The following is a 13,633-nucleotide window of genomic DNA, read 5'->3' as shown; positions in this document are numbered from 1 at the left end:
CAGTGACCATCGGGCACCGTGAGCGCTTTGCCGGTCTAGACCCTGTCGCTATACTGCGCGTCAACTTCACAGATAAAAGAGCCGAGCTCAAGTGAACCGGCCCACGCCAGTAAAAACCGACAACTTCTTCCTGCTGATCTTCCGGGCACTGCGCCACCGCCGTGTACCGATTGCATTGCGCATCGCCAGCCATAACGTGATCCTGGTCGCTCTGGCCCTGGTCATTTACGCCTGCGTGATGGGTTTGCAGTTCAAGCAGGCCATGCACGAACAAGCGGATGCGCTGGGCGAAAGCCTGACCACGCAGACGGCCACCTCGGCCACCGAACTGCTGGTGTCCAACGACATCCTCAGCCTCAACGTACTGCTCAACAACCTGACCAAGAACAAGCTGGTGGCCCACGCGGCTATCTATAGCGTGGATAACCGCATCCTCGCCGAAGCCGGACAGCGTCCCAAGCATGGCCTGCTGGGTGAAGCCGAGGGCATGTACCAGAGCAAGATCACCTTCCAGGACGTGACCGCCGGTCAACTGCGCATCAGCCTCGACATGGATCAGTTCCAGCAACCGATGACCATCAGCCTGCAAAGCATGGGCATCCTGAGCGCGATTCTGCTGGCCCTGTCCCTGGCCTTGAGCCTGCGCCTGGGCCGACACATCTCCACGCCGCTCCTGCAATTGCGGGTGTGGCTGCGCAATATCGACGAATACACCCCGGCCACCGAGCGTCAGGACGAAATTGGTGACCTGGCTCGCCAGTTGCACGCCAACTTCGCGCCGGAACCTGCCGAGCCGGAGCCCGTGCCAGAGCCGGAATTCGACGACATCGACGATGCAGAGCCGGGTTTCGAAGTACGCAACCTGCGCGACCCAAGCTTTGACGAAAGCCGTCCGATGGCGGCGATGAAAGCGGCACCACGGCGTGCCATCAGCACCGTCGAAGACGATGACGATGACGAAGAGGCCTTCGCCGATTTGCTCGATGATTCGACAGCCAACGCGCCGAGTCCGGCCGCTCGACCTGTCGTTTCGAACGTGCCACAGCACAGCGCCGTACTGGCGGTACAACTGGGCTCTCAGGAGCAACTGCGTCGCCTGCCTCGCACACGCCTGGAAGAACTGCTCGAGCGCTACCGTGACTGCCTCGACCAGGCCGCCTCGCTCTATCAGAGCGAATTGCACACTCTGAACGACGGCAGCACGCTCATGCTGTTCCATAGCGAAGACAGTGGCGACGATTACCTGACCAATGCCATTTGCTGCGGTGAGTTGCTGCGGGCGCTGGGCCATCAGTTGCAGATCGAAGTCGCCGACAGCGGCATCACCCTGCAATTGCAACTGGGCCTGACCCTGGGAGACGACCTGTTCGGCCTGAGCCAGATCGACCTGCTGCTGACCGACACCGCCCAGGACGCCTTGGCCTTGTCGCAACACAGCCGCAATCTGCTGCTGGTCGAGCGTAAGATCGGCGACGACGCGCTGATCCGCCAGCGCGCGCGGATCCGCCCGATTGCCAGCCCTGAAGGTGCTTGCTGTGTGGAGCGTTTGATGGAGCCTTATCCGTCGATGCTTGAACGACAGCTGGCACGGATGCATGAGCGCCGGGCGTAAGCCGTAGCTGCCGAAGGCTGCGATCTTTCAGCCTTACATATGAAGCCCGCAGATGATCACTCGTCTGCGGGTTTTTTATTGCCTGTACAGTCGCTATCGCTGGCAAGCCAGCTCCCACAGTGGTTGATGTCGTACACACAATCTGCGCTCAACAGTTACCCTTGTGGGAGCTGGCTTGCCAGTGATGAGGCCATCAACCGCACTGGAAGCCTCCAATCAGCAGAAACAACAAAGCCCGCACAAGGCGGGCTTTGGTTTGACTCGATCCAGACTTAGAAGCGGAACACTTCCATATCCGTGCGAATCGGTGCAGCCATCGGGATCTTCGGCTGTTTTTCCTGTTCTACCGCCGGTGCCGCAGGTTTGGCGGCCGGTTTACGTGGCGCTTCGGCAATCGGTGGCTGGTTGGCCAACGGCTTGAGCGCGACAGACAGCTGTTCAGCCAGTCGCTGTAGCAACACACCCTGAGCCTGGACCTGGGCCGCGGTACTACCGGCATGCTGTTCCTGCAGATGAATGATGCGGTTATCGCGCACCTGACCACGGCGGTCGATCAGGCGCCATTGCGCATCGAGGATCGCCGGTTGCGACTGACCCGAATCCAGACGGGTAATGGTCAACAACACCTGAACATCCGGCGTGAAACCTGCATTGGCGGGTGCCAGGACGACACGCTGGCTGTCCAGATGGCCGGAGACCTGACGCAGTAACAACTGGTCGATATCGGAAGACAAGCTACCGGCCCAGCGGCCATCGAGCGAAGCTTGCAGGCTGCCATCGGGCTGACGCTGCAAAAGGGTTTCGCGTTGCAGGTAGTCAGCGACGGTCACCGGACCCAACAAAACCGCCATGCCCGCGCTTTGCGCAGGCTGAACCGGACTTCCGCTGTCCAGTTGATACAACGACACCGGCTGGTGAACGCTGCAACCCGCCAGGCCAAGAACGCCAGCGAGCATCAAGATAAAAGGAAGGCGCAGAGCAGTCATCGTCCCATCCAGGTGATCGCCACAAGGCTGACCACAGTGAAAATACTCAATAAATATGAAGAACGCTCGGCCACGCCGGCGCTTGAAAGGCCATATCATCCGTGAATATGCGTTCCGACTCCAGCGCGAAAGCGCCGATCTACGGGTTAAATCGTAGATCGGAGCCTCTAGTACGCCTAATTGAGGTTTTCGACGAGCAGCGCATCTACCCTCTGGAAGCCACGTGGCAATTTGTTACCACGGCGCCCACGCTCACCTTTGTAGTGCTCCAGGTCGTCCGCTTTCAGTGACAAGGTGCGTTTTCCGGCCTGCAGCACCAGGGTGGCGCCCTCCGGTAAAACGGCGATGTCCGTCACATACTCTTCACGACTGGCCACTCGCTCACCGGAAATACCGATGATCTTATTGCCTTTGCCCTTACCTAATTGTGGCAGATCGCTGATTTTGAAGATCAGCAGGCGACCCTCGGTGGTCACCGAAGCCAGCCAGTTCTGCTCACGATCAGCCACCGGACGCGGCAGGATCACCTTGGCGTTGTTCGGCAGGCTCAACAGCGCCTTGCCGGCCTTGTTCTTGGCCTGCAGGTCTTCACCCTTGACCACGAAACCGTAACCGGCGTCGGAAGCAATGACGTACAGCGCGTCGTCCTCGGGCATCAGCACGCATTCAAAACTGGCCCCCGGCGGTGGCGTCAGACGGCCGGTCAGCGGCTCGCCCTGTCCACGGGCCGATGGCAAGGTGTGCGCCGCCACCGAATAGCTGCGACCCGTGGAGTCTATGAACACCGCAAACTGGTTGGAGCGCCCCGCCGCCAGGGCTTTGAAGCCATCCCCGGCCTTGTAGGAGAGCCCAGTGGCGTCGATTTCGTGCCCCTTGGCGGAACGAACCCAGCCTTTTTCCGACAGCACGACGGTAACTTTCTCGTTCGGCAGCAGATCGTGCTCGGTCAGGGCCTTGGCTTCGGCGCGCTCGACGATTGGCGAGCGACGGTCGTCGCCGTAGGTTTCGGCGTCTTTGATCAACTCGGTGCGCACCAGCTTTTTCAGCTTGGCTTCACTGCTCAGCAAGGCTTGCAGCTTGGCTTGTTCCTTGAGCAGTTCATCCTGCTCGGCACGCAACTTCATCTCTTCCAGTCGCGCCAACTGACGCAAACGGGTGTCGAGGATGTAGTCGGCCTGGATTTCGCTCAGGGCAAAGCGCTCGATCAGTGCCGCTTTCGGATGCTCCTCGGTGCGGATGATGTGAATCACTTCATCCAGGTTGAGGTAGGCAATCAGCAAACCGTCCAACAGGTGCAGGCGACGCTCGACCTTGTCGAGGCGGAATTGCAGGCGACGACGAACGGTCTGCACCCGGAACTCCAGCCATTCGACCAGCAGGGCCCGCAGGTTTTTCAGTTGCGGCTTGCCGTCCAGCCCGATGATGTTGATGTTGACCCGGTAGCTCGACTCCAGCTCGGTGCTGGCGAACAGGTGTTGCATCAATGCATCGTGGTCAAAGTTTTTGCGTGCGCCGGGAATGATCACGATCCGGCATGGGTTCTCATGGTCAGACTCGTCGCGCAGGTCGGCAATCTGCGGGGCCTTGGACGGCTTGGCCTGCATCATCGCGGCGATCTGTTCCAGCACCTTGGCGCCGGAAACCTGATGCGGCAGCGCGGTGACGATGATGTCGCCGTCTTCGACGTGGTACACGGCGCGCATGCGCACGGAACCGCGACCGGTTTCGTAGATTTTCAGCAGATCGGCGCGCGGTGTGATGATTTCCGCTTCGGTCGGATAATCCGGGCCCTGAATGTGTTCGCAGAGCTGTTCGACCGTGGCCTTGGGCTCATCGAGCAAACGCACGCAGGCGCTGGCGACTTCGCGCAAGTTGTGCGGCGGGACGTCGGTGGCCATGCCCACCGCGATACCGGTGGTGCCGTTGAGCAGGATGTTCGGCAAACGTGCCGGCAACACCAGCGGCTCGTCGAGGGTACCGTCGAAGTTCGGCCCCCAGTCCGCAGTGCCCTGGCCCAGTTCGCTGAGCAGCACTTCGGAGTAACGCGATAGCCGTGCCTCGGTGTAACGCATGGCGGCGAAGGATTTGGGATCGTCCGGCGCACCCCAGTTACCTTGACCGTCCACCAGCGTGTAGCGATAGCTGAACGGCTGAGCCATCAGGACCATGGCTTCGTAGCAAGCCGAGTCGCCGTGGGGGTGGAATTTACCGAGCACGTCACCGACGGTACGCGCCGACTTCTTGTGCTTGGAGTCGGCGTCCAGCCCCAACTCGCTCATGGCGTAGATGATGCGCCGCTGGACCGGTTTCAGGCCATCGCCGATATGCGGCAAGGCACGGTCCATGATCACGTACATGGAGTAGTTGAGGTAGGCATTTTCGGTGAAGTCAGCCAGCGAACGGCGTTCTACGCCGTCCAAGCTGTCTGCAAGGATATCGCTCATGCGGGCCTCATCAATTCGTTGTCTGGCGCAGCAGCATGGTGCCACCGCGCTGGGTAAATTCAAGTTTGTTCAGTGCGCTCATGCCGAGCAGCACTTGATCGCCATGCAGGCCTGGCGCGACCAGTGCGCGTACATCACGCAACACGATGTCGCCCAGTTGCAGCCGGTCGATGCGGGTTCGATACCCCTCGCTCAAACCGTTGGCCGTGCTCAGGGTCACCCCGAAGCCTTTCTCCAGCTTCAGCCGCTCGGCCAGGCTGGCCGGGATCGACACGTCGGTCGCCCCGGTATCGAGCATGAAATCCACCGGCTGACCATTGATATGGCCGCTGGCGACGAAATGCCCCTGGCCATTGCTGACCAGTTTCACTTCGATAAAACCTTCGCCCTGCTCCGAGCTCACCGCCACATTCGGGTTTTGCTGGCGCTCTTCCCACTGGCCAAAAAAACGCGTCGCCAGAAACAGCGCGGCGCACCAGGCCAGCACCATCAATACCCGGCCGGCGCGCTTGCCCGGTGGTTGCTGACTCATGGCTTGGCACTCCAGCCACCTTCAGGCGCGGCAAAGCGCCAGACGATCGGCCGTAACTCGCCATCGGCGCGGGCACCGAAATTGTTGTCGACACCGATCCACGCACCGTCCGCGTCCACGATCAATGCCTCTTCGAGGCCATAGTTCTGTGGATAACGACGCTTTTCCTGCAACAACTCGTCAGCATAAGACCAGCAGCGCTCCACTTTGGCCGTTTGCGGGTCCCGGCGACAGATCTGATAGGCATTGCGCTCCAGGGTGAACAGCTTGCCGTTGAACAATGACAGATCGGAAAAATCCCGTGAAACCGCCTTGGCCTTGGGAAACTGCGGCGGCTGCATTTCCATGCCCGATTCGCTCAACAGCACACAGCCACCGTCGCAATCCCACACGGTCTGCTTGCGCTTGATGAGTACCAATCCGCGGCTTTGGCGCTCGGCGGCGAGCCACAACTGGTCCCCGGTCGAATTGATCGCCAACCCTTCGAACAATGCATTGAATTGCAACAGCATGCCGCTGGCCCGCGCTTCGCGCACCATCATCGGCGAGATTTTCAGCCAGGACGCTGGCCCCGTTGGCGGCACTTGCAGGACGGCCGCATGGCCTTCGCTGACGAGGTAGCGATTGCCGGCGCTGTCGCAGGTGATGCCTTCGAAATCCAGATCACCGCCACGCACGAACGACGCCGCCCAGGTCCGCGAACGCAATCCCCAGGGCAAACCGCTGTCAGGCACCGGCGGAACACCGATGCCCACGGCTTGCGCGTGCCAGACGCCAGCTTGGGTATCGAGCCGGTAGATCTGATCGTCGTCGCGATCGGAGACCGCCCACAAGTCCTTGCCGCACAGGGCCAGCCCGGACAGGTTGCCCCCGCGCATGCCTTCGATGGCATGCTCGGACACCAGACGCAACGACGGTGCCGGCTCGGCAGACACCGTGATCGAGGTCAGCAGCAATGCACACGCCAGGGCAAAGCCCAGACGCATCAGCCCAGAACCTCGGCCAGGTTGCCTTTGGATTCCAGCCAGGTCTTGCGGTCGCCGGCGCGTTTTTTCGCCAGCAGCATGTCCATCATTTCCGACGTCGCTTCGAAATCATCCAGCGTCAGTTGCACCAGGCGCCGGGTGTTCGGATCCATGGTGGTTTCGCGCAGCTGCGGCGGGTTCATTTCACCCAGGCCTTTGAATCGGGTGACCTGCGGCTTGCCACGTTTCTTCTCCGCCACCAGGCGATCGAGAATGCCATCGCGCTCGGCTTCGTCCAGGGCGTAGTAAATCTCTTTGCCCAGGTCGATCCGGTACAGCGGCGGCATGGCGACATAGACGTGGCCGGCATCGACCAGCGCACGGAAGTGCTGGACGAACAATGCACAGAGCAGGGTCGCGATGTGCAGACCGTCGGAGTCGGCGTCGGCGAGGATGCAGATCTTGCCGTAGCGCAGCTGGCTCATGTCCGCCGCGCCAGGGTCGACGCCGATGGCCACGGCAATGTTGTGCACTTCCTGGCTGGCGAGTACTTCGCTGCCGTCCACTTCCCAGGTGTTGAGGATCTTGCCGCGCAACGGCAGGATCGCCTGGAACTCTTTGTCCCGCGCCTGCTTGGCCGAACCGCCGGCGGAATCACCTTCCACCAGGAACAGCTCGGAACGCATCGGGTCCTGCCCGGCGCAGTCGGCGAGCTTGCCCGGCAGGGCCGGCCCCTGGGTGATGCGCTTGCGCTCGACTTTCTTGCTGGCCTTCAGGCGGCGGCCGGCGTTGTTGATCGCCAGTTCCGCCAGGAGCATGCCGGTTTCCGGGTTGGCGTTGAGCCACAGGCTGAACGCGTCCTTGACCACACCGGAAACGAACGCCGCCGCTTCACGGGACGACAGACGCTCCTTGGTCTGACCGGAGAATTGCGGCTCTTGCATCTTCATCGACAGCACGAACGCAATGCGTTCCCAGACGTCTTCCGGCGCCAGCTTCACGCCGCGCGGCAACAGGCTGCGGAATTCACAGAACTCGCGCATCGCGTCGAGCAGGCCCTGGCGCAGGCCGTTGACGTGGGTACCGCCCTGGGCGGTCGGGATCAGGTTGACGTAGCTTTCCTGCACCGCGTCGCCACCTTCCGGCAGCCACAGCAACGCCCAGTCCACGGCCTCTTTGTTACCGGCCAGGCTGCCGCAGAACGGCTCGTCCGGCAGGCGTTCGAACTCGCTGACCGCGTCGACCAGGTAGGAGCGCAGGCCATCTTCGTAATGCCATTCGACTTTCTCGCCGCTGGCCTTGTCTTCAAAACTGACCAGCAGCCCCGGGCACAGCACGGCCTTGGCCTTGAGCACGTGCTTGAGGCGACTGATGGAAAATTTCGGTGAATCGAAGTATTTCGGGTCCGGGGCGAAGAACACGCTGGTGCCGGTGTTGCGCTTGCCCACCGTACCGATGATTTCCAGCTCGGTTTTCTTGTAACCGTCGGCGAAGGTCATCTGGTATTCGTTGCCGTCACGCTTTACGCGGACCCGGACTTCGGTCGACAAGGCGTTGACCACCGAAATACCGACCCCGTGCAGACCGCCGGAGAACTGGTAGTTCTTGTTGGAAAACTTGCCGCCCGCATGGAGTTTGGTGAGGATCAGCTCGACGCCGGAAACGCCTTCTTCCGGGTGAATGTCCACTGGCATGCCGCGACCGTCATCACTGACTTCCAGCGAGTGATCGGCGTGCAGGATGACCTGCACCGATTTGGCATGCCCGGCCAAGGCTTCGTCGACGCTGTTGTCGATGACTTCCTGGGCGAGGTGGTTTGGCCGAGTGGTGTCGGTGTACATGCCGGGGCGCTTGCGCACCGGGTCGAGGCCCGAGAGGACTTCGATGGCGTCTGCGTTATAAGAGCTAGCGCTGGGAGTGGCCATAGGGTCTCGTCGTCAGTGATTCAATAAAAAGGGGCAACGATTCACAGTGCGCTGAAATCAATCGCCTGATACAAATCTGCGCCTATGCCGGCAAAGCTCAGCATGGCTGGAAGTTGCTCGGCAAACCCTTGGTAACCATGGTCGCCGCCGGCCTGAATACGCAAGGCACAAGCCCGGTAATACTGCTGGGCGAGGCGATAGTCCAGCGTTTCGTCGCCGGTCTGCAACCACACCTGATAGCGCTGCGGATCCTGCGGTGCCGGCACTTCCAGCTCGGCCAGGGCCGTCACATGGTCGTGGGTCAGTTCCCAGGTCTCATCGGTATACAGGTTTTTCTGCGTCCCCAGAAACCCGTCGAACATCCGGTGCGGACTGACGGCAGGGTTGATCAACAGGGCTTTGAGGCCATGGCGTTCGGCCAAGTGAGTCGCATAGTAGCCGCCGAGTGAGCTGCCGACCAGCAGTGGCCGTCCGAGCGCCTCAATCGCTTGCTCCAGCTGACCGATGGCTTCACGGGGATGGTGATGCAAGGCCGGCACGCGCAATCGATCGCTCAAGCCCAGACGCTCCATCACTTCGCTCAACTGAGTGGCCTTTTTCGACGCAGGCGCGCTGTTGAACCCGTGGATATAAAGGATCGAGCCGGACATTTGAACTCCCTGTGCGTCGGATAAAGAGGCGCAGTTTACAGGGTGCCGGGGGAATCGGGGATACCCGTGAAATCGGGTCGCCCGGGCGGACGCCTTCGCGAGCGAGCTCGCTCCCACAATGGATCTGCATCGTTCACGAAGCCCTGCTCGCGAAGGCCGCAATGCAATCGTGGGGAATGACTAATAGCCGTTGGAGCTGTAATCGATCTGGAAATCGAAACCGGTGACGCGCTCCACCCCGGTTTCGAGCTGGCCATCGGGCAACAGCCGCAGCCAGCGATACCCCGGCGCCTGCTCTCCGACCTTGAAATCCTCACTGCGCGGCTCGAACTGAATGCAGGTCGAGGGCGAAGCGATCAAACGCACCCCGTTACGCCATTGATCGATTTCCTGATGCACATGCCCCCACAGCACGGCGCGCACCTGTGGAAAGCGATCCAGCACAGCAAACAACGCCTCGGGATTACGCAGCCCGATCGGCTCCATCCAGGCACAATCGATCGACACTGGATGATGGTGGAAGCACACCAGGTGATGGCGCTCCGGTGCTTCACTCAACGAGCACGCCAGCAACTGTAACTGTTCGTCCTGCAAATACCCCGGCACCGAGCCCGGCACGGCCGAATCAAGCAGCGTGACCCGCCAGTTACCGATGTCGACCACCGATTCCAGCAACGCGCTCTGCACCGCCGCCTCGGCCATGATCAACGGCTCGTCGTGGTTACCGGGAATCCAGCGGGCTGGCGCACCGAGTAGCCCGGTCAGGTCGCGAAACCGCTGGTAAGACTCCAGCGTGCCGTCCTGCGACAGATCACCCGTGGCCAGGATCAGGTCGATCTGCGGCTGTTGCTGGCGTACCAGCTCGATGACTCTTTGCAGGCTGTCGCAGGTATTCATGCCCAGCAGCGTGCCATCCGCCTCGGCGAACAGATGGCTGTCGGAAATCTGCACCAGCAACGCCGGATCGGCGGCACTCAATGTGGATACGCTCGGCAAGGTGTTCTCCCAGGGCGTGATCACGGGAATGGATGAATGGCGCAATTATGCTGGGGGACGATCTAAAGGGGAAACCTGTGAACCTGACGCAGTTCACAACTGCGGCTCACAATTAACGTACGACTTCATACTCGTGCCCCAACGCCAGGCAATGGCTCAACCATTCGCCCAGAAACATGTTCAGTTGGGCTTTTTCATCCGGCTGGTGCATCGCGGCGTTCGGGTAAGGATAGATGCCACGAAAGCGCCGCGCATGTTCGGCGCTGACCACTTCGGCCATGCACGCGTCATGATAGACCTGTACTTCCAGTTGCGGCACCGGCAGCCACGGCAGGCTGTGTTCCTGGCGCACTTGCAGGGTCGTGGTGTACGGGCAGACTTGCAGCACTTCCAGCGCCAGCACCCCGAGCATCTGATCGCCATGGGTCACGGCGATGCGCCGCGCGGCCGGCTCGCTGCGCATGTCCGGCAGCAGTCGCATCAGTCGCGCGTAGTTCGCCTCGCAGGACGCTTGCAGCCCCACCAGATCCACCCGATAGCGATCGCGCAGCTTGTTTACGACCATAACCCCCTCACTTCAACGCGATTCAAAGCCAGCCATTGCAAGGCAATGATGCTTGGTGCGTTGGCAATACGTCCGTCGCGTACGGCCTGCAGGGCATCTTCAAAGGCCCAGACCGAGACGCGGATATCTTCTGCTTCTTCCTCCAGCCCATGCAGGCCGCCGACCCCGGTTGTCTCGCAACGCCCCAGGTACAAATGCACGAATTCATTGCTGCCGCCCGGCGATGGAAAATATTGGGTGATCGGCCACAGCGCCCTGAAAACAAGCCCAGCTTCCTCCTGCCCTTCGCGGCGAGCAACTTCTTCCGGTACTTCTTCCTTGTCGATCAGACCAGCGACCAGTTCGATCAACCAGGGATTGTCGGTCTTGCCCATGGCGCCGACGCGGAACTGCTCGATCAGCACCACTTCATCGCGCTGCGGATCGTAAGGCAGCACGCACACTGCATCATGGCGCACGAACACTTCACGATTGATCTCGCGACTCATGCCACCGGCGAACAATTCGTGGCGCAAGTGCACGCGATCAAGCTTGTAGAAGCCCTGGTAGCACTGTTCGCGCCGAACGATATCAACGGCGGTCGGAGTGGCGGTGGCAAAATCAGTCATGACAATCCTCGTTACTGCTAATCCTGTACGAGGTTCCCACCTCGACTTCGCGCCATCCTAACGCGCCGCAGACCTTTGATGCAGCCCCTTTCCCGTCAGCGGGATAGACGGTGAGGGCGAAACCCACTCTAATTAGCTTAGTGGCGAACTGACTGCTTCGTTGACAGTCGAAGCGGGTAACTTTTCGCCTTTCCCAGTTTTATGAAGGACAACCATGTCGCTTTTTAAAATCGCCTCCGTGGCCGCCATCGCCCTGACCCTGGGTGCCTGCCAGAGTCTGTTCCAGCCCAACTATCGGGCGCCGCTGGAAACCACTCGCGACGCCTCCGAACAGCTCAAGCCTGGCTGCAAGGATCAGGATTGCCCGCTGGTGAATATTGATATCGTGCACTTCCCGGCCGAACCTACGCTTGACGGCATCATCGAAAAACGCCTGCTGCAAATGACCCGCACCTCGCCCGATGCCCCCGTGGCGCCGACACTGGCCGCGTATCGCGAACAGTTCTTGCGCACCGCCGGCCCGCGCAACAGCAGTTATTTGCAATCGAAAGTACGCGAGCAGCATGACGGACTGGTGATTGTCGAACTGTCCAGCTACCTGGACAACGGCGGCGCCCATGGGATTCCTGGCCGCGGCTTCATCAACTACTCACGTCAACAACATAAGGTGCTGACGCTGTCGGACATGCTGGTACCGGGACAGGAAGACGCGTTCTGGAAAGCCGCGCAGGTGGCGCACAACAGCTGGCTGATCAGCACCAAGCTCGATCAGGAACCGGAGTTCGTGAAGAGCTGGCCGTTCCAGAAAACCCAGAACGTGGCGCTGACCTATGGCGGGGTGATCCTCAAGTACGAAACCAGCAGCATCGCGCCTTACGCGCTGGGCCATGTCGAACTGAAGATCCCTTACCCTCGCCTGAATGGCATCATCAAGCCCGAGCTGTTTCCCGGCCGTAACTGAAGGCCCGGCCCAGCACGAGTTGCAGCAACCCTGCCAGCACCAGCGCCGGCAGGGTTGCGCCGATGTCCGGATACAGATTGGCCAGCAGATGGTAGGTGCTGATCCCGCCCAGCCAGGCCAGCAACGCCGGCCAGCGCAATGCGGCTGCCGCGACCTGGCCACTGCGTTTGCGCAGGATGAAGTGGTCCACCAGCACCACGCCGAACAGCGGCGCAAACACCGAACCGATCAACAGCAGGAAGTTCTGGTACTGAGCCAAGGGTGCCAGCAAGGCGATCAAGGTGCAGACCACCCCGATGGCCAACGCCAGGTGCTCGACCTTCAGGCGCAACAGAATCCCGCTGGACACCGCCGCCGAGTGAATGTCGGCAAAGGCGTTCTCTGATTCATCCAGCAAAATCAGCAGCAACGGAATCCCCAGGCCTGCACCGGCCAGAGCCAGGAGCAAGGCATTGACTTCACCGCTCGGCGCGAACGCCAGGGTGTAGGCCACGCCCAGGCTCATCAGCCAGAAGTTGCCGATAAAGAAACCGATCGCGGTGCCACCGAATACGTTTTTCGCCCGCTTGCCGAAACGCGAGTAGTCGGCGATCAGCGGCAGCCACGACAGCGGCATTGCAATGGCGATGTCGAAGCCCACGGCGAACGGCATCGAGCCATCACCGGCCTGCGCCCACAAGCCCGCCAGATCAGCCTTGGCGAACAGGTTCCAGGTCAGCCAGGTGCACGCAGCCAATAGCAACCAGATGCCCCACTTGCGCAGGATCTGGCGCACGAACGTCAACGGACCACTGACCGCCAGCAAGGTCGCCAAAGCGCCGAAGAACAGCGTCCACAGCATCGGATGGGACAGCAGGCTGCCTTCGCTGAAGGCCCGCGCGCCCAACAGGCTGGCGGCATCGCGCATGACGATGATTTCGAACGAGCCCCAACCGATCAGCTGCAGCAGGTTCAACACCGCCGGCAGGCTCGCGCCTTTGGCGCCGAGGCTGAGTTTGAGCGCGGCCATCGACGACAGGCCGGTATCGCTACCGATCACGCCAACCGCGGCCAGCAGCAGAACACCGACCAGCGTGCCTAGAAAAATCGCCAGCAACGAGCCGGACAGCCCCAAACCTGGCGCCAACAGCGCACCGGTCTGCAGCACCATCAGGCCGATGCCGAGGGAAAACCACAGGGAAAACAGATCCCGGCCGCCGAACACACGCCTGTCAGACGGCACCGCGATGTCGGGGGAGTAAGTACTGGGTTGAATGCTCAAGGGTGTTATCTCAGAGGGACATTGTTGTTGTGTTGACCGCTATCGCCAGCAGGCTGGCTCCCACAAGGGACTTGTGGCGCTCACAAATCCAGTGTGGGAGCCAGCCTGCTCGCGATGGGGCCTGTAGG

Annotated in this window: 12 protein-coding genes; 2 read left to right on the top strand and 10 right to left on the bottom strand. The window is 61.0% G+C overall.

All coding sequences use genetic code 11. The features are described from left to right. Nucleotides 1–91 precede the first annotated feature (91 nt). Nucleotides 92–1,612, top strand: a complete 1,521-nt coding sequence (locus ACX3YD_RS18555; protein ID WP_458960715.1) for an AhpA/YtjB family protein — start codon at nucleotides 92–94, stop codon at nucleotides 1,610–1,612. A 272-nt stretch (nucleotides 1,613–1,884) separates the two neighbouring features. Here ACX3YD_RS18555 and ACX3YD_RS18550 read toward each other — a convergent pair whose 3' ends face one another. The 9 genes from ACX3YD_RS18550 to ACX3YD_RS18510 form a co-directional block, all read right to left on the bottom strand. After that, nucleotides 1,885–2,598, bottom strand: a complete 714-nt coding sequence (locus tag ACX3YD_RS18550; RefSeq protein ID WP_458960714.1) for a PqiC family protein — start codon at nucleotides 2,596–2,598, stop codon at nucleotides 1,885–1,887. Nucleotides 2,599–2,774: 176 nt separating this feature from the next. Then, a complete protein-coding gene (parC, locus tag ACX3YD_RS18545; RefSeq protein WP_047536659.1) occupies nucleotides 2,775–5,042 on the bottom strand; it encodes a DNA topoisomerase IV subunit A in 2,268 nt (755 codons plus the stop codon). Nucleotides 5,043–5,052: 10 nt separating this feature from the next. Continuing rightward, complete coding sequence (locus ACX3YD_RS18540; RefSeq protein ID WP_047536656.1) at nucleotides 5,053–5,574, bottom strand: retropepsin-like aspartic protease family protein; 522 nt, start codon at nucleotides 5,572–5,574, stop codon at nucleotides 5,053–5,055. Further along, on the bottom strand, nucleotides 5,571–6,560 hold the full coding sequence (locus ACX3YD_RS18535) for an esterase-like activity of phytase family protein (RefSeq protein ID WP_458960713.1): 990 nt from the start codon (nucleotides 6,558–6,560) through the stop codon (nucleotides 5,571–5,573). The genes ACX3YD_RS18540 and ACX3YD_RS18535 overlap by 4 nt, the downstream gene beginning before the upstream one ends. Next, the gene (parE, locus tag ACX3YD_RS18530; protein WP_458960712.1) at nucleotides 6,560–8,464 is read right to left on the bottom strand and encodes a DNA topoisomerase IV subunit B; all 1,905 of its coding nucleotides are present in this window, start codon (nucleotides 8,462–8,464) and stop codon (nucleotides 6,560–6,562) included. The genes ACX3YD_RS18535 and parE overlap by 1 nt, the downstream gene beginning before the upstream one ends. Before the next feature lie 41 nt (nucleotides 8,465–8,505). Next, nucleotides 8,506–9,114 (bottom strand): YqiA/YcfP family alpha/beta fold hydrolase, encoded by a 609-nt coding sequence (locus tag ACX3YD_RS18525; RefSeq protein WP_047536647.1) that lies wholly within the window; start codon nucleotides 9,112–9,114, stop codon nucleotides 8,506–8,508. Nucleotides 9,115–9,294: 180 nt separating this feature from the next. After that, nucleotides 9,295–10,110 (bottom strand): 3',5'-cyclic-AMP phosphodiesterase, encoded by an 816-nt coding sequence (gene cpdA / locus ACX3YD_RS18520; RefSeq protein WP_458960711.1) that lies wholly within the window; start codon nucleotides 10,108–10,110, stop codon nucleotides 9,295–9,297. Nucleotides 10,111–10,222: 112 nt separating this feature from the next. Continuing rightward, the gene (locus tag ACX3YD_RS18515; RefSeq protein WP_103403345.1) at nucleotides 10,223–10,675 is read right to left on the bottom strand and encodes a DUF1249 domain-containing protein; all 453 of its coding nucleotides are present in this window, start codon (nucleotides 10,673–10,675) and stop codon (nucleotides 10,223–10,225) included. Then, on the bottom strand, nucleotides 10,666–11,283 hold the full coding sequence (locus tag ACX3YD_RS18510) for an NUDIX domain-containing protein (RefSeq protein ID WP_458960710.1): 618 nt from the start codon (nucleotides 11,281–11,283) through the stop codon (nucleotides 10,666–10,668). The genes ACX3YD_RS18515 and ACX3YD_RS18510 overlap by 10 nt, the downstream gene beginning before the upstream one ends. 214 nt (nucleotides 11,284–11,497) lie before the next feature. On the opposite strand from ACX3YD_RS18510, the gene ACX3YD_RS18505 reads away from it, so the two are divergent. Next, a complete protein-coding gene (locus tag ACX3YD_RS18505) occupies nucleotides 11,498–12,244 on the top strand; it encodes an RsiV family protein (protein WP_047536636.1) in 747 nt (248 codons plus the stop codon). On the opposite strand, the gene cytX is transcribed toward ACX3YD_RS18505, so the two are convergent. Continuing rightward, a complete protein-coding gene (cytX, locus tag ACX3YD_RS18500; RefSeq protein WP_458960709.1) occupies nucleotides 12,213–13,505 on the bottom strand; it encodes a putative hydroxymethylpyrimidine transporter CytX in 1,293 nt (430 codons plus the stop codon). The genes ACX3YD_RS18505 and cytX overlap by 32 nt on opposite strands. Between the last annotated feature and the right edge of the window lie 128 nt (nucleotides 13,506–13,633).

Source organism: Pseudomonas fluorescens group sp. PF-1 (genome assembly GCF_054481335.1).
Note: the sequence above shows the minus strand (reverse complement) of the source record. Positions and strands in the feature narration are given on the sequence as shown.